Annotated in this window: 16 protein-coding genes; 13 read left to right on the top strand and 3 right to left on the bottom strand. The window is 70.1% G+C overall.

Annotated features, from left to right (window positions below):
* Positions 1-49: 49 nt before the first annotated feature.
* On the top strand, positions 50-1,240 hold the full coding sequence (locus tag ACVFYP_RS27070) for a class I SAM-dependent methyltransferase (RefSeq protein ID WP_499203295.1): 1,191 nt from the start codon (positions 50-52) through the stop codon (positions 1,238-1,240).
* Positions 1,237-1,968, top strand: a complete 732-nt coding sequence (locus tag ACVFYP_RS27065) for a hypothetical protein (protein WP_499203294.1) — start codon at positions 1,237-1,239, stop codon at positions 1,966-1,968. The genes ACVFYP_RS27070 and ACVFYP_RS27065 overlap by 4 nt, the downstream gene beginning before the upstream one ends.
* 95 nt (positions 1,969-2,063) lie before the next feature.
* Here the strand turns inward: ACVFYP_RS27065 and ACVFYP_RS27060 are convergent, their stop codons facing one another.
* Together ACVFYP_RS27060 and ACVFYP_RS27055 are read right to left on the bottom strand one after the other, a co-directional pair.
* On the bottom strand, positions 2,064-2,903 hold the full coding sequence (locus ACVFYP_RS27060; RefSeq protein WP_499203293.1) for a ChaN family lipoprotein: 840 nt from the start codon (positions 2,901-2,903) through the stop codon (positions 2,064-2,066).
* An 88-nt stretch (positions 2,904-2,991) separates the two neighbouring features.
* Entirely contained in the window at positions 2,992-3,978 is a 987-nt protein-coding gene (locus tag ACVFYP_RS27055) for a Bug family tripartite tricarboxylate transporter substrate binding protein (RefSeq protein WP_499203292.1), read from the bottom strand.
* 109 nt (positions 3,979-4,087) lie between these two features.
* On the opposite strand from ACVFYP_RS27055, the gene ACVFYP_RS27050 reads away from it, so the two are divergent.
* From ACVFYP_RS27050 to ACVFYP_RS27030, 5 genes are all read left to right on the top strand, one after another.
* Positions 4,088-4,807 (top strand): DUF1028 domain-containing protein, encoded by a 720-nt coding sequence (locus ACVFYP_RS27050; RefSeq protein WP_499203291.1) that lies wholly within the window; start codon positions 4,088-4,090, stop codon positions 4,805-4,807.
* An 8-nt stretch (positions 4,808-4,815) separates the two neighbouring features.
* Positions 4,816-6,027 (top strand): MFS transporter, encoded by a 1,212-nt coding sequence (locus ACVFYP_RS27045; RefSeq protein WP_499203290.1) that lies wholly within the window; start codon positions 4,816-4,818, stop codon positions 6,025-6,027.
* 31 nt (positions 6,028-6,058) lie between these two features.
* Positions 6,059-7,024 carry a Gfo/Idh/MocA family protein gene (locus tag ACVFYP_RS27040; RefSeq protein ID WP_499203289.1) on the top strand — a complete coding sequence of 322 codons (966 nt, stop codon included), beginning with the start codon at positions 6,059-6,061 and terminating at the stop codon, positions 7,022-7,024.
* Positions 7,014-7,664: a histidine phosphatase family protein gene (locus tag ACVFYP_RS27035; protein ID WP_499203288.1), complete on the top strand. Its 651-nt coding sequence runs from the start codon at positions 7,014-7,016 to the stop codon at positions 7,662-7,664. The genes ACVFYP_RS27040 and ACVFYP_RS27035 overlap by 11 nt, the downstream gene beginning before the upstream one ends.
* A gap of 86 nt (positions 7,665-7,750) precedes the next feature.
* Positions 7,751-8,629, top strand: coding sequence for an aminoglycoside phosphotransferase family protein (locus ACVFYP_RS27030; protein ID WP_499203287.1), 879 nt, complete (start codon positions 7,751-7,753; stop codon positions 8,627-8,629).
* Here the strand turns inward: ACVFYP_RS27030 and pobA are convergent.
* Positions 8,617-9,801 (bottom strand): 4-hydroxybenzoate 3-monooxygenase, encoded by a 1,185-nt coding sequence (pobA, locus tag ACVFYP_RS27025; RefSeq protein ID WP_499203286.1) that lies wholly within the window; start codon positions 9,799-9,801, stop codon positions 8,617-8,619. The genes ACVFYP_RS27030 and pobA overlap by 13 nt on opposite strands.
* Positions 9,802-10,061: 260 nt before the next feature.
* Between pobA and ACVFYP_RS27020 the strand changes: the two genes are divergently transcribed.
* From ACVFYP_RS27020 to pehA, 6 genes are all read left to right on the top strand, one after another.
* Positions 10,062-11,444 carry an esterase-like activity of phytase family protein gene (locus tag ACVFYP_RS27020; protein ID WP_499203285.1) on the top strand — a complete coding sequence of 461 codons (1,383 nt, stop codon included), beginning with the start codon at positions 10,062-10,064 and terminating at the stop codon, positions 11,442-11,444.
* A gap of 31 nt (positions 11,445-11,475) precedes the next feature.
* On the top strand, positions 11,476-12,387 hold the full coding sequence (phnD, locus tag ACVFYP_RS27015) for a phosphonate ABC transporter substrate-binding protein (RefSeq protein ID WP_499203284.1): 912 nt from the start codon (positions 11,476-11,478) through the stop codon (positions 12,385-12,387).
* Positions 12,384-13,247 (top strand): phosphonate ABC transporter, permease protein PhnE, encoded by an 864-nt coding sequence (phnE, locus tag ACVFYP_RS27010; protein ID WP_499203283.1) that lies wholly within the window; start codon positions 12,384-12,386, stop codon positions 13,245-13,247. Before phnD ends, phnE (ACVFYP_RS27010) begins: the two co-directional genes overlap by 4 nt.
* Complete coding sequence (gene phnE, locus ACVFYP_RS27005) at positions 13,244-14,020, top strand: phosphonate ABC transporter, permease protein PhnE (RefSeq protein WP_499203282.1); 777 nt, start codon at positions 13,244-13,246, stop codon at positions 14,018-14,020. The genes phnE (ACVFYP_RS27010) and phnE (ACVFYP_RS27005) overlap by 4 nt, the downstream gene beginning before the upstream one ends.
* Positions 14,017-14,685, top strand: coding sequence for an LbetaH domain-containing protein (locus tag ACVFYP_RS27000; protein ID WP_499203281.1), 669 nt, complete (start codon positions 14,017-14,019; stop codon positions 14,683-14,685). Before phnE (ACVFYP_RS27005) ends, ACVFYP_RS27000 begins: the two co-directional genes overlap by 4 nt.
* Before the next feature lie 68 nt (positions 14,686-14,753).
* Entirely contained in the window at positions 14,754-16,316 is a 1,563-nt protein-coding gene (gene pehA / locus ACVFYP_RS26995; RefSeq protein WP_499203280.1) for a phosphoric/sulfuric ester hydrolase PehA, read from the top strand.
* The last annotated feature ends 10 nt before the right edge of the window (positions 16,317-16,326 follow it).

Here is a 16,326-nt window from a genome sequence, read left to right as displayed (position 1 = left end):
GGTGCGCCGCGACACTGGCGGCGCAGCGCTGACAGGTCTCCGATCCCGCATGTCCTTCCCCCATGACGACACCGCCTGGGCCGAGACGGCGCATTTCCTGCGCGGCCAGCTGGCCCCGGCCGACCGCGTGGTGGCGCCGGACCCCTTCCGCTGGGCGATCCCCCGCGCCGAGCCCTTCGCCGCCGCCACGGGCCGGCCGCCCGCCGATTTCGCCTGGGTGGTCACGCATAAGGGGGAGCTGGACCGCATCCCGCGTGCCTTCCTCGGCACGCTGGCGCGGCAGGCGCGCCCGGTCTTCGCCAATTCGGTCTTTGTCGTCTTCGCGACGGCGCCCCAGCCCGGCCAGCCGGACCTGACCGATACCGACCATGTGCGCGCCTTCACCACCAATCTGGCGGCCCTGCCGCCCGAGCCCGTGCCGGAGGCTGAACCGCTGGCCCTGGCTCTGGACGACCCCGAACAGCCGCCGCCCCCGGCGCAGCCTGCCCCGAGGCCCCGCCCGGCGCCCCGCCCACCCCGCCTACCCGCCCGCCCCGCCGAGGCCCCGCCCCGCCCCTGGCTGACGCCGGGCGGCGTGCCCGGCACGCGGCGGGAGGCGGCCTTCCAGGCGGAGCTGGATTGGCTGATCGCCGATTACCTCGGCACGGCGGCGGAGGAGGCGGTGCTCGACATCGCCTGCGGCCAGGGGCGGCTCGGCAAGCTTCTGCCCGGCGCGGCGCGGATCACCGGCATCGACATCGCGGAGAGCGCGCTGGCCGAGGCCAGCGCCCGCCATGCGGCGCTGCCGCGCTTCGCCTTCGCCCGGATGGATGCGGCCCGGCTGGATTTTCCCGAAGCCAGCTTCGACACGGCCCTGCTGATCGACAGCCTGGAAATGCTGGCCGACCCCGCCGCCGCTTTGGCGGAGGCCGCGCGGGTGCTGGCGCGGGGTGGCCGGCTGATGGTCAGCGCGATGAACCGCGACAGCCTGTTCCTGCGCGCCCAGCGCCGGCTCGGCCTGCCCGTGGCGCCGCTGGGCTTCGGGGTGGCGGAGCTGACGGGCATGCTGCGCGCCGCCGGGCTGGTGGTGCAGCGGGCCGACGGGTTGTTCGTCTCCCCCGGCTGGGCCCTGCCCGGCGCCGCGCCGGGACTGGCGGCGCTGGAGGAGGAACCGGAATTCATCGAGGCCGCGCGCCGCCTCGGCCGCCGCGCCGGGCCGGAAGACGCGCTGGGCTTTTGTCTGCTGGTGCGGAAGACATGAGAATCGTCACCTTCGGATCCTGCCTTGCCCGCTTCACCGGCGCGGCGCTCGCAAAGCGCTTTGGCACGCCCCTGCTTGGCTCGGTCTACCACAACCGCATCGACCGTTTCGTACCAACCTATGTCACCGGCGAGACGAAGGAACTGGATCCGGCGGTGCTCCGGGAGCTTGTCTTGCTGCCGGACCAGATCAGAGCCTTCCAGGAACTGATCGGCAATCAGTACCGCCATCAACGGCTGGGAATGCACGCGCTTCCGCGCGGCCGGCCCGGCTTCATGGCCGCGGTGGAAAGCGGCGATGTCGATCTGGTGCTGCTCGACAACTTCATGGATCTGCGGGCCCGGATGCTGAGGCCGCGCCGCCACCCCGGCTCAAGCCTCTTCTTCCTTTACACCATGGCCGAAAACACCGCCCGCCTGTTTGCCGGCCAGCCCTTGCTGGACGCACGGGATTGCGCCGGTCACTGGGCGGAGATGGTGGCCTGGCTGCGGCGCAAGCTGCCACGGGCACGGATCGTCTTCATGCCCTTCCCCGGCTCTCAGTATGAGCAGCGACCGGAGATCGGATTGCGGTCGGTGGCGCTGGCGGACGCCTTCGACAGCGCCGACTGCATCCGGTTGCCGTTGCTGGACATTCCGCCCGAGCGCCTGCTGCCGAACGACCGCACCCATTTCGTGCCGGCACAGTATGACGCCTACGGCCGCATGGCCCTTGGCGAGAGCGACTGAAGGCGAGGAGCCGCGGACCGGTCGAACGACCGGTCCGAGCGGCCAGATGGTTGGTGCCGCGCCGGCAGGGATTCGAACGTCCCAGGCGGCCGCGCCTACCGGGCCGGGCTGGGGGCCTGCCGCGGCGCGGGCGATTCCGGCGGGTCGATGCGGAACACCGCCTCGGCGATGCCGGCCATCTCCGCCGTGTCCATCTCGGCCGCCTCGGTGGTCGCCAGCACGGCGACATCGGTGACGCCGAGGTCGCGAAGCTGGTGCGGCGTGCCATGGCCGAAATCGAGATGGCCACGGCCGATGATGCCGACCACCAGCGGCGGCGCGTCCCCCGCCGCCGCGATCGCCGCGGCGATGTTGCAGGCGAAGGCGCGGTCCCAGACCTGCTGGGCGCGCAGGAAACGGTCGGTAATGTCGGCCACCGGGCGGCCGGTCAGCCAGGCGATGTAGTCGCGATGGCCAGGGGTGGGCGCGGCGGCCGGGGTCATGCCGTCGCGCTCCGCCTCCGGCACCGACTCCCAACCCTCCTTGCCGATCCGCGTCACCAGCGGGCGATGGCAGTTCAGCGCCAGCATGCGGACGCCCTGCTGGCGGCAGAAATAGAAGATCGGCAGGTAGATTTCGGCCGGGAAGCCCCAGACCGTTTCCCACTCCGCCTCGCGCAGGAAATCCGCGGTGCGAAGGTCGCCGGCGACCCAGCGGTCCAGCACCGGCTGAAGCCGGCGGGGAAACATCTCGAACCCGACCGCCATGTTCGGGCGCAGCAGATGCAGGCAGGTGGTGACCTGCAATTGCCAGCGATGAATCTCCGCCACGTCATGGCTCTCGCCGAGCAGCACCGCCTGCCGGCCGGCCAGGCTGTGCATGAGCACGGCCGGATCGAGCAGCGCAGCGGTGGCGGGGTCCATCCAGCGGGCGCGCGGATGCGAGACGGCGGTCATGGCTTGGCCTCAATTATGCGAATGACTCTCATTTGCATAATTGAGGGCGCTCCGGAAGACGGCGCCATGCCGCCTTCCGGGCGTGCGGTCAGCCGCTGGTGATGCCACCCTCGCGGATGACGGGGGTCCAGCGTGCCACTTCCCGCGCGATATGCGCGGCGAAATCCTCCGGCGTTCCGCCAACCACCGTACCGGCCTGCGCCTCGAAAACCCGCTGCTGCACATCCTGCATCGCGGCGATGCGGCCGAAGACCTGGTTGATCTGCCGTGCCAGGCCCGCATCCATGCCAGCCGGCGCCACGATGCCGTGCCAGACCGCCACCTCGAAGCCCGGCAGCACGGTGGAGATGGGCGGCGCATCCGGCAGCAGCGGCGTGCCCGCGGCATTGCCCACCGCGATCGCCCGCGCATTGCCCTGGCGGATCTGGCCGAGGCCGGAGGAGACGGTGGGGAAGCCGAATTGCGCGTCGCCACGGATCAACGCCGTCACCATCTCCGCCCCCGAACGGTAGGGCACATGCACCATCTGGATGCCGGCCTCCTTCAGGAACAGCGCCATGAACAGGTGGCTGCCATTGCCATTGCCGGCGGAGGAATAGGTGAAGCCATCCGGCCGCGCCTTCGCCTGGTCGATCACCTCCCGCACCGTGCGGGCGGTGACAGTGGGATGCGCCATCAGCACGGCCGGCAGGTTCACCAGATGGATGATGGGCGTGAAGGCGGTAGGCGGGTCGTAGGTCAGGCTGGGGATCAGTTCCTTGCCGATGGCATTGGCGCCGATATCGGCCATCATCAGCGTCAGCCCATCCGGCTTCTCCCGCGCCACGAAGGCGCCGGCGATGGTGCCGCCGGCGCCGGGGCGATTCTCCACCACCAGCGTCTGGCCGCCGGTCACTTCCGCGAATTTGGCGGCGAAGGTGCGGGAGAGGGTGTCGATCGCGCCGCCGGCGCCGAAGGGCACGATGAGGCGGATGGGCCGGTCAGGCCAGGCCGCCCCCTGGGCGCGGGCCACCGCGGGGGCGGCCAGCGCCGCCGCACCGGCCAGAAGATGACGGCGCAAAAGTCTGATGGACATTCTTGATTCCCCCCTGTGAGACGTTGTCCCCAAAATGACCCACGACTAGCTGGCGCGCAATCTGAGAAGCCCATGTAGTGTGCCAGCACTTCCGAGTCGGAATCCTGCAATGACCTGGTCCATCGTCGCCCATGACCCGGAGACAGGCGCCTTCGCGGTGGCCGTCACCACCTGCGCCTTCGCCGTCGGCGCCTCCTGCCCCTTCGTCCGCTCCGGCGTCGGCGCCGTTTCCACCCAGTCCATGACCAATCGCTACCTCGGCCCCGCGGTGCTGGACGGCATGGCGCGCGGCCTGTCGCCGGCAGCGGCGATCGAGGGCGCGCTGGTGGGGGATGAGGGCAAGGGGCTGCGGCAGGTGCATGCGGTGGACCGGCACGGCCGCAGCGCCGCCTTCACCGGGACCAATTGCGTGGAATGGTGCGGCGACCTGACCTCCGCCCATGTCTCCTTCGCCGGCAATATGCTGGCCGGGCCGGCGGTGCTGGCCGATACCTATGCCGGCTTCGTCACCAACCCCGAGCTCACCCTGGCCGAACGCCTGCTGGCCGCCCTCGATGCCGGGGAAGCGGCGGGCGGTGATCGCCGGGGCCGACAATCGGCGGCGCTGCTGCTGACCACCACCGAGGATTTCCCCGACATCTCCCTGCGGGTCGACGACCATCCGCTGCCTTTGGTCGAGTTGCGGCGCCTGTATGGCATCTGGCTGCGCGACCGGGCGCCGGGGCTGCGCGACCAGCCTTCCAAGACGAGGCCTTCCGGCCAGACGGATCTCGACAGCATCGAGGCGCGCTGGGTCGCAAAGGGGTTGGACCTGCGGCTGCGGCGCTGACCGGCCCGATGCGCTCACCCTGGGTCGCCGCCCTGTCAGCCACCCTGCTGATGCAGACGGTCGGCACCTTTCTGAGCCAGGCCGTGCCGGTGGTGGCGCCGCTGATGACGGCGGAGCTGGGGCTGCGGCCGGAGGCGGTGGGCAACTTCGCCAGCCTCAACACCCTGGGCGCCATCCTTTTTCTTCTGTTCGGCACGCCGCTGGTCGCCCGCTTCGGGCCGCTGCGCATGTTGCAGGGCGGCGCGCTGCTGGGCAGCGTCGCCCTGCTGGCCGCCGCGGCTGGGATCGTCTGGCTGCTGCCGCTGGCGGCGCTGTTGATGGGCATCGGCTATGGCCCGACCGGCCCGGCGGGCAGCCGCATCCTGCAGGCCACGGCACCGCCGCGGCACCGGGTGCTGATCTTCTCCATCAAGCAGGCCGGCGCCCCGGCGGGCGGCGCGCTGGCGGGGCTGATCGCCGCCCCGGTCGCCGCGATCTGGGGCTGGCAGGCGGCACTGCTGGTGGGAATCGCGGTCGCCCTGGCCTGCGCCGCGCTGATCCAGCCGCTGCGCCCGCAGCTGGATGCGGAACGGGACCCGCAACGGCCGTTGCGGGAGGCATTTCGCCTGCGACGCCTGGCCGCACCCATCACGGCGCTGCGCATGCACCCGGTGCTGCCGCCGCTGACGCTTCAGGCCTTCGCCTTCGCGGCCCTGCAGGGCAGCCTCTTCGCCTTCACCGTCACCTGGCTGGTGCAGGCGCATGGCGCCAGCCTGCCCGCCGCCGGCAGCATCTTCGCCGCCATGCAACTGGCCGGCGTGGCCGGGCGGCTGGTGCTCGGCTGGGCGGCGGACCGGCTGGGTGACGCCACCCGCAGCCTGGCCATCCACGGTCTCGTCGCCGCCTTCCTGTCGCTGCTCTGGGTGCTGTTCGGACCCGGGGCGCATTGGGCGGTGGGGCTGGTGCTGGCCGTGGCCTGTGGCTTCACCGCCGCCAGTTGGAACGGCATCTTCCTGGCGGAGGTCGCCCGTGTCTCCCCACCCGACCGGGTGGCGGAGGCCTCCTCCGGCGCCATCCTGCTGTGTTTCCTCGGCTATCTCTCCGCACCCTCCGCCTTCGCATGGGCGGTGACGGCGACCGGAAGCTGGGTGCTGCCCTATCTCGTGGCCTGCGGCCTGCTGGCGGCGGTCTCCGCCTTCGTCCTGATGCTGCGGGTTGGAGGCGGCGCGGACAGCCGTTAAAGCTGCCCTCCTATCGGCGAAGGGGCGCGGCATGGCGATCAGGCTCGGGGTGGTCGGCTTCGGCATCATGGGAGAGCGCCTGCTACGCGCCGCCCTGGCACAGGACCTGGCGGCGGTTCGCCCCGTCGCGGTCTGGGACCCCTCCCCCAGCGCCGCCGAGCGGCTGGCGGAGATCGCGCCGGAGCTGCCGATGCTGGACAGCGCCCGGGCGGTCATCGCCGCCTGCGACGTGCTCTACATCGCTTCCCCGCCCAGCGCGCATCTGGCCCATGCCGAAGCCGCCTTCGCCGCCGGCCGCGCCGCCTTCCTGGAAAAGCCGCTGGCGGCCGACCTTCCCGCCGCCCGGGCTTTCGTGACGGCAGCCGAGGCTGGCGAGGCGCGGGCGGCGGTGAACTTCCCCATGGCCTCCTCCCCCGCCGTGGCGCAGCTTTCAGCCTGGCGGGCGGAGATCGGCGCGCCCCGCGCCCTGACGCTGCGCGCCGATTTCGCCACCTGGCCGCGCGGCTGGCAGCAGGACGCGGCAAGCTGGCTGGCGAAGCGCGCCGAGGGCGGCTTCACGCGCGAGGTGCTGTCGCATTTCCTGTTCCTGACCCGCCGCCAGCTCGGCCCGCTGGTGCTGCTGGAACGCGACGCGACCTTCCCGCCCGGCGATGGGTCGGAGATCGCGGTGCGGGCCAGGCTGACCGCCGGCGGCGTGCCGGTGGACCTCGCCGGGCAGGTCGGCGGCACCGATCGCGACGAGACGAATGAATGGCGGCTGGAAGGCGCGACCGGCAGCATCCGCCTGCGCGACTGGTCTTTCGCCGAAAAGCAGGAGGCTGACGGCGTCTACCGCCCCGCGCCGGATGCGCTGCCGAATGAGCGCATGCGCCCCATGGTCCTGCGCGACCAGCTTTCGAAGCTGGCCGCCCTGACCCGGGGCGAGCCCCAGAACCTCGCCACGTTGCGGGAGGCGCTGGAGGTGCAGGAGGTGGTGGAAGCGATCCTTGGGCTGTGACCGTCGTACCCTCCTCGGGCTGATGCTGCTCGCCGGCCCTGCCTTGGCGCAGGGGCGGCTGGTGCCCTGGAGGGCGGAGAGCGCGGAGGCCGCACCGCTGCTGGCGCGGCTGCGCCAGGGCGGGCTGGTGCTGTTCTTCCGCCATGCCGATACCCGCGGCGAGAATTGCGACCGCAGCTTCCGCCTCGGCGACCGGCCCGGCCAGCGCAACCTCTCGCCCCAGGGCCGCGCGCAATCGGTACAGATCGGCCAAAGGCTGGCGGCACTCGGCATCCCGGTCGCGCGGCCGGTGCTGGCGGGCCCGGTGTTCCGGGCGCGGGACACGGCGGAGCTGGCCTTCGGCGCGGATCAGGTGACGGTGACGGACAGCCTGCTGGCGGATGACTATGCCGGCGGGCGCCTCGCCTGGGTGCTGGCGGAGCATAGGCGGCTGTTCTCCGAACCCGTCCCCACCGGCAGCAACCGCGTGCTGGTCGGCCACCGCACCCCGGCCATCATGGTCGCGGGTGACCCCGTGGGCGGGCGCGCCTTTCCGGAAGGCGCGGCGCTGGTGCTGGAACCCGGCGGTGCGGATTTCCGGGTGCTGGGCATCCTGGACATCGTGCCGCTGCCGGGCGGCGGGTTTCACGACTGCGGCTGAGCATCAGGCCGAACGCCATTCAAGCTTCACGCCGTCATCGCCAGGCGGACTGGTACAGGCGTCCCCGAACCGCCGCAGGGTGACCTATGAGCCTCCGCGATGCCGCCCTGGCCCGACGTCTTGTCCAGTCGCAGTTGCCACGCTGGGCCGAGTTGCCGGTGCGCCCGGTCGTCGAGGGCGGCATCAACAATCTGACCTTTCGCCTCGGCGCGCATCTGCTGATCCGCCTGCCCAGCGCGGCGCGCTATGTCGCGCAGGTGGCCAAGGAACAGGCCTGGCTGCCACGCCTCGCCCCGCTGCTGCCCCTGCCCATTCCGCGCCCCTTGGCCTTGGGCCAGCCTGGCGAGGACTTCCCTTGGCCCTGGTCCATTTATGAATGGATCGAGGGCGACACGGCCCGGCCGGAGCGCATCACTGACCCGCTGCGCCTCGCCGACGACCTTGCCGCCTTCCTGCGGGCCCTTCAGGCAGCCGATGCCCGCGAGGGTCCCGCCGCGGGCGAGCACAATTTCCATCGTGGCGGGGCGCTCGCCGTCTATGACGCGGAAACCCGTGCGGGGATCACCAGCCTGCGCGCGGAGATCGATGCGCCGGCGGCCATGGCGATCTGGGAGGCGGCGCTCGCCTCGCGCTGGGACGCTGCGCCGGTCTGGATCCACGGCGATGTGGCGCCGGGCAACCTTCTGCTGCGCCAGGGCCGGCTCTGCGCCGTGATCGACTTCGGCAATCTGGGTGTCGGCGACCCGGCCTGCGACCTGGTGCCGGCCTGGACCATGTTCGACGCCCCGGCCCGCCGACGCTTCCACGAGGGTCTGCGGCTCGGTCGCGAGACCTGGGATCGCGCCCGCGGCTGGGCCTTGTGGAAAGCGCTGATCACCTGGCACGCGCCCGGTCCCGCCGGGGAGTCCGCCCGGCGCGTGCTGGCGGCGCTGCTGGCGGAGCGGAGGGACGGCTACACCTCGTAATTCAGCCCCACATAATTCTCCGCCAGCGTCGTCATCGCCGCGCGGCTGGTCGCCACATAATCCAGCTCCGCCACCTGCACCCGGTGTTCGAAGGCGTCCTCGCCATCGAAGCGGTGCAGCATGGAGGTCATCCACCAGGAGAAGCGCTGGCCCTTCCAGATGCGGCGCAGGCAGATCTCCGAATAGCGTTCCAGCAGCCCGGCCTCGCCCTTCTTCAGGAACTGCTCCAGCCCGCGCGCCAGGACGCGGATGTCGGCGATGGCGAGGTTCATGCCCTTGGCGCCGGTCGGCGGCACGATATGGGCGGCGTCGCCGGCCAGGAACAGCCGGCCATGGCGCATCGGCTCCACCACGAAGCTGCGCATGGCGGTGACGCCCTTCTGGAAGATCGGGCCTTCCTGCAATTCCGGCCCACAGCCCAGCCGCTTGTGCAGTTCCTCCCAGATCCGCGCATCGGGCCACAGGGCCAGATCCTCATCCGGCGTGCATTGCAGATACATGCGCGTCACGGTCTCGCTGCGCATGGTGGCGAGCGCAAAGCCCTCGCGGTGGCGGGCGTAGATCAGCTCCTCCGACACCGGCTTGCTATGGGCCAGGATGCCGAGCCAGGCGAAGGGGTAGATGCGGTCATAGACCCGGATGATGTCCTCCGGGATCGCGCCGCGGCAGATGCCGTGGAAGCCGTCGCAGCCGCCGATGAACAGGCAATCCAGCACCTGCGCCTGACCCTCATGCGTGAAGCTGATGCGCGGGTGGTCGGAGGTGACGTCGTGCACGGCGACATCCGCCACCTCGAACAGGATCGCAGGATTTCCCGAATGGGTGCCGGCAGCCAGGCGCGCGGCGATCAGGTCCTTCACCACCTCCTGCTGGCCATAGATGGTGACGACCTTGCCGGTCAGGTCGGTCAGCGGGATGCGATGGCCCACGCCGTCGAAGCGCAGTTCGATGCCGTGATGCGCCAGACCCTGGCGGTGCAGGCGGTCCGCCACGCCGGCTTCGGTCAGCGTATCCACGCTGCCCTGTTCCAGCAGCCCGGCGCGGACCCGCTCCTCGACGTAGGATCGCGACCGCGCCTCCAGCACCACGCTGTCGATCCCCGCCAGATGCAGCAGGTGGGAGAGCAGCAGCCCTGCCGGGCCCGCGCCGATGATGCCGATCTGGGTGCGCATGATGCTTCTCTCCCCTGCCCGTGCCGTCCATGTGCCACCGCCATTGAATCTGCCAAGCGGCGTCGGACGTAATTGTTGTATCGCATAACAATCAGCTTGTCGCAGGGGGTCGTTTTCGGACCATGGCGCCGCTCATCCGGACGACCTGGTAGGCCTGCTCCCCCGGGCAGTGGGCCATCGTGACACTGTCACCGCACCGTCAAGCGTATGTCACGGCCGGTGGCTAAAGGCGGGGCTCCGCACGGCTCGGAGCCCCAACCATGCGCCACCTGATCCTGACCGCCGCGCTCACCCTCGGCGTTTCCGCCGCCGCCACCGCCGATCAGCGGTTCGAGGCACAACTCGCCGGCCAGGCGATTCTGCCCGCCTTCACCATGGCGGTGCCGCCGGCCGATGCGCCGCGCGACCTGCTGGTTTCCGGCCGCTTCGCCGGCCCCGGCAACCAGCGCACGGACCGCCCCGGCAGCTTCGCCGGCAATACCGGCGCCGTGCATGGCAACCGCCGCACCGGCATCTCCTTCCCCTTCATCGGCCAGCCGGTGCAGGGCTTTTCCGGCATCAAGCCGGTCGAGGGCGAGGCCGGCAGCTACTGGGTGCTGACCGACAATGGCTTCGGCAGCCGGGTGACCAGCCCTGACGCCATGCTGATGCTGCACAAGGTGCGGCCGGACTTCGCCACCGGCCAGGTCGCGCTGCTGGAGACGGTGTTCCTCTCCGACCCTGACCGCCGGGTGCCCTTCCGCATCGCCCAGGAAGGCAGCGCGACGCGCTACTTGACCGGCGCGGATTTCGACCCGGAGAGCATCCAGCCGGTGGCCGATGGCTTCTGGCTCGGCGAGGAATTCGGCCCCTTCCTGCTGCATGTCACGCGGCAGGGGCATGTGACCCGCGTGGTGCCGACGCAGCTGGATGGCCAGGTTTTGCGCAGCCCCGACAATCCCGACATCCAGGTGCCCGCCAGCCCCACCGCCGGCGCCGGCCACCGCGTGCGCCGCTCCGGCGGCTATGAGGGCATGGCGCTGACGCCGGATGGCCAGACGCTGTGGGGCCTGCTGGAGCAGCCGCTTTTCGCGGCCGGCTCGGCCGAGCCGGAGGGCGCCTTCCTGCGCCTGCTGGAATTCTCCATCCCGCGCGGCGCCTGGACCGGCCGCAGCCTGCGCTATCGGCTGGAGCCGGGCGCCACGGCGATCGGCGACTTCAACTTCATCGACGACCGCCGCGCGCTGGTGATCGAGCGCGACAATGGCGAGGGCGATCCCGGCCTGGCCTGCGCCGAGGGTGTGCGCCCGACCGCCACCGCCCCCTGCTTCCCGAGCCCCGCCCGCTTCAAGCGCGTCTATCTGATCGACCTCGGCGCCGCCGATGCGGAGGGTTTCGTGCGCAAGATCGGGCATATCGACCTGATGGCGATCCGCGACAGCGAGGGCCTGGCCCGCCAGCGTGGCGACCTGCCGGCGGATGCGCCGCGCGACCGCTTCACCTTCCCCTTCTTCACCATCGAGGACGTGGCGATGGTGGATGCCGACCACATCATCGTCGGCAACGACAACAACCTGCCCTTCAGCGCCGGCCGCCATCTGCTGCGCGCCGACGACAACGAGATGATCCTGCTGCGCGTGCCGGAACTGCTGCGCGCCCGCTGAACGGGCGGCGGCCTGAGCCTGGAGAACAGCCATGATGCAGCGTCGAAGCCTGCTTGCCGCGACCGCGATGCTTGCCGTGCCCGCCGTGGCGCGGGCGCAATCCGGCTGGCGGGCGAACTACCGCGAATTGCGCCTCGGTATCTCCTCCGCCGAGAACGAACGTGACGCGATCGCCCGGCAGCAGCCGTTCCAGGACTATATCCAGCGCACGCTGGGCGTGTCGCTGCGGGTCTTCCGCGCCACCGACTATGCCGTGGTGGTGGAGGCGCTGCGCAGCAGCAACGTGGAATTCGCCCGTTTCGGACCGGCCACCTACGCCCTGGCCCGCCGCGTGATGGGCGAGCGCATCATCGCCTTCGGGCGCGACCGGGATACGGAGGGTGGCACCGGCTATCACAGCGTCGCCTTCGTCAAGGCGGACAGCCCCTACCAGCGGATCGAGGATCTGCGCGGCAAGTCCTTCGCCTTCGCCGATCCCAACTCCACCTCCGGCTTCGCCTTCCCGGCCTATTTCCTGCGCAAGCAGGGGATTGAGCCCAACAGCTTTTTCAGTCGCACCGGCTTTTCCGGCAGCCATGAGCAGAGCGTCATCGCCGTGCTGAACGGCACCTATGACGCCGGCGCCACCTTCTGGTCCAACGAGCAGCGTGGCAATATCCAGCGGATGGAGGAGAAGGGCATGATCCAGCCCGGCACCACCCGCATCATCTGGACCAGCCCGCTGATCCCGAACTCCCCCTGGGTGATGCGCGGCGACCTTCCCGAGGATCTGCGCCGTGACTGGGCCGCGGCGGTCTTCGCCATGCCGGAACGCGACCCCGAGGCCTTTCGCGTCGCCTCCTCCGGCGCCATGGGCGTCGTGGAAACCACGCATGCCGACTACCTCGACGTGATCGCGGTGGTGGAGGAAAATCTCCAGCAACGGCGCCAGCGCCGCTCGTGAGCGCCTCGGTCGCGGCGGCGGACCGGGCCTGGCGGCAGGCGAACGGCCGCAACCGCCTGGCCCGCGCCGCCTGGCTCACCGCCTTCCTGGTCCTGGTCGTCCTGGCCGCGCGGGTGGGAGAGGTCAGCCTGCCGAGGCTGGCCGCGGGCATTCCGATGGCGCTGGACTATGTCTGGCGCACCATCCCCGTGCTGCGGGCCGAATCACTCGGCGCCGATCTGGCCGAATGGATGTGGGGGCTTGATCTGTGGATCGGGCTGCTGCTGGACACGGTGCTGATCGGCTATACTGGCACAGTGTTGGGTGCGGCGGCCGCGCTGCTGCTCTCCTTCCCCGCCGCCAGCACCCTGGCGCCCGCCTGGTCCGTCAGCGTAACGCGGCGGCTGCTGGAACTGGCACGCACCGTGCCCACGCTCGTCTTCGCGCTGATCTTCGTCTACGCCTTCGGCCTGGGCCCGCTGGCCGGCGTTCTGGCCATCGCGCTGCATACCATGGGCGCGCTCGGGAAGCTTTTCGCCGAGGTGCATGAGAATGCCGAGCTCGGCCCGGTCGATGCGGTGCGCGCCACGGGCGGCGGCTGGGTGCAGGCCATGCGCTACGGCGTGCTGCCGCAATCCCTGCCGGGCATGCTGTCCTTCGGCCTGATGCGCTTCGAGATCAATGTGCGGGAGGCCTCCGTGCTCGGCATCGTCGGCGCCGGCGGCATCGGGGAGGAACTGTACCTGTCCGTGCGCCAATTCTCCTATCCCGACATCTCCGCCATCCTGTTGCTGATCCTTCTGGCCGTGACGACGATCGACCTGCTCTGCGAGCGGCTGCGTCATCGCGTGATCGGCGCCGAGGCACTGGGCGCGACATGAGGGCCCTGCGTGGCGCGCCGCCCACGGCGCTGATCTTCGCGGGTGGATTCCTGTTGCTACTGCTCGGGCTTTGGCGCGTGGACGCCTCGCCGCAGCGGCTTCTGGAAGGCATGCAGAAGCTTGGCTGGCTGGTGGCGCTTATGTGGCCGCCATCCCCCGGCGGGGCGCTGGTGGATCTGCTGCGCGCGCTGGCGGAGACGCTGGCCATGGCCCTCCTGGGCACGCTGCTCGCGGCCGTGGTGGCTTTGCCGCTGTCCTTCCTCGGTGCCGGCAATGTGGTGAGCCATGCGCTGGCGCGCTTCACCATCCGCCGCGGCTATGACTCCCTGCGCGCCGTGGACAGCCTGGTCTGGGCGCTGATCTTCGTTTCCGCCGTCGGCATGGGACCCTTCGCCGGCATCCTGGCGCTCGCTCTGCCCGATATCGGCGTTCTGTCCAAAATGTTCGCCGAGGCGATCGAAGCGGCGGAGCGTCGGCAGGTGGAAGGCGTGCGCGCGGCCGGTGGGTCCCGCCTGCAGGCCATTCGTTTCGGATTGCTGCCGCAGGCCGCACCGGTGATGCTGGCGCAGGTTCTCTACACCTTCGAATCCAACACCCGTTCCGCCACCATTCTTGGCGTCGTCGGCGCCGGTGGCATCGGGCTCGCTTTGTCCGACCGAATCCGAATCAACAACTGGGACCAGGCCGCTTTCATCGTCCTGCTGATTCTGGCAACGGTCGGCGTCATCGACTGGTGCAGCCGCCGGCTGCGATTGAGGCTGATACGCGCATGAACGACACACCCATCCATAGCGACCCGGATTCCGCCCGCAAGCAACTCGGCCTTCAGCCCTGCATCCACCCCACTGCCCGGGTGCGGGACAGTGAATTCGGCATCTATACAGAAGTGGGCGCGCGCACGACCGTCGCGGAGACCACCTTCGGCGACTATTCCTACGTCGTGCAGGACAGCCAGATCATCTACACGACGGTGGGAAAATTCTGTTCCATCGCCAGCCATACGCGGATCAATCCCGGCAACCACCCACTGCATCGCGTGGCCCTCAGCCACGTCACCTATCGCGCCAGTGCCTATGGCCTCGGTGAGGATGAGGCCGGCTTCTTCGACTGGCGGCGGGAGCATCACGTGACCCTCGGCCATGATGTCTGGATCGGCCATGGCGTGGTGGTGCTGCCGGGCGTGACCATCGGCACCGGCGCGGCCATCGGTGCCGGCGCGGTGGTGACGAAGGACATTCCGCCCTTCGCCATCGCCGTCGGGAATCCGGCGCGGATTCTGCGCTTCCGCTTCCCCCAGGCCGTTCAGGACAGCCTGCAACGCATCGCCTGGTGGGATTGGTCGCGCGACAAGCTGGCCGCTGGACTGGATGACATACGCCGCTTGTCCGCGGAGCAGTTCTGCGAGCGCCACGACCCGGGCTTCTGTCACAAAGACTAAGCACAGCCGTCACAAGACGGACGCCACTCCCCGGCTAAGCCCCGCCCCATCGTATGGAGCGGCGCAGCATGGCCAAGCGGAAAAACGTACTTCTCATCGTAGTCGACCAGTGGCGGGCGGACTTCGTGCCCGCCCTCGGCGCGGATTTTCTCCGCACGCCGAACCTGGACCGGCTGTGCCGCGAGGGCGTGACCTTCCGCAACCACGTAACGAACACCGTCCCCTGCGGCCCGGCGCGGGCCAGCCTGCTGACCGGTCTGTATCTGATGAACCACCGCGCCGTGCAGAACACGGTGCCGCTGGATGCGCGCCACACCAATCTCGGCAAGCAGCTTCGCCTGATCGGCTACGACCCCGCGCTGATCGGCTACACCACCACCACGCCCGACCCGCGCAGCACCGGCCCGAAGGATCCGCGCTTCACCACGCTCGGCGACCTGATGGACGGCTTTCGCAGCGTCGGCGCCTTCGAGCCGAACATGGACGGCTATTTCGGCTGGCTCGCCCATCAGGGCTATGAGCTGCCGGCGAAGCGCGAGGACATCTGGCTGCCCGAGGGCGAGGACGCCGTGCCGGGTGCGACCAACCGCCCCTCCCGCATCCCGAAGGAACTGTCGGACACCACCTTCTTCACCGAGAAGGCACTGACCTATCTGAAGGGTAAGGGCGACAAGCCCTGGTTCCTGCACCTCGGCTACTACCGCCCGCACCCGCCCTTCATCGCGCCCGCGCCCTACAACACCATGTACGACCCGGCCGACATGCCGGCCCCCGTGCGCGCGCCACGCTGGGAAGAAGAAGCCGAGCAGCATCCGCTGCTGCGCCACTACCTGCGCGCCATCGGCCAGGCGTCCTTCTTCCGCGGCGGCCAGGGCGCCGGCGCCGGGCTGGATGAGGCCAGCATCCGCCAGATGCGTGCCAGCTACTGCGGTTTGATGACCGAGATCGACGACGCGCTCGGCCGCGTCTTCGCCTATCTCGAACAGACCGGGCAGTGGGATGACACGACCATCATCTTCACTTCCGACCATGGCGAGCAGCTGGGCGACCATTGGCTGCTCGGCAAGCTCGGCTATTTCGACGAGAGCTTCCGCATTCCGCTGGTGGTGAAGGGCGCCGGCGCACAGCCCGGGCTGATCGACGACACGCTGACGGAAAGCGTGGACGTGATGCCGACCATCCTCGACATCCTCGGCGGCCAGGTGCCGCGCGCCTGCGACGGGCGCTCGCTGCTGCCGGTGCTAGCGGGAGAGAAGCCGGCGGATTGGCGCGACCTGCATCACTACGAATACGATTTCCGCGACATCCACTACTCGCAGCCCGAGACCGCGCTGGGGCTGACGATGGATACGTCCAGCCTCTGTGTCGTGCAGGATGCCGACTACAAATACGTCCACTTCGCCGCACTGCCGCCGCTGTTCTTCGACCTGAGGCGCGACCCGAACCAGTTCGAGAACCGCGCCGAGGACCCGGACTACGCCGAACGCGTGAAGGACTACGCCCAGCGCGCCTTGTCCCTGCGCCTGCGCCATGCCGAACGCACCCTCACCCATTTCCGCGCCACGCCGCAGGGGCTGGAGGAGCGTCGCCCGGCGCCCGCCACGCAGCCCACGCGCGCCGCCGCCGAATAAGGAGCCGCCC

Source organism: Roseomonas sp. F4 (assembly GCF_053891155.1).
The sequence above is the reverse complement of the archived record's forward strand: the minus strand, read 5'-3'. Positions and strand labels throughout refer to the sequence as shown.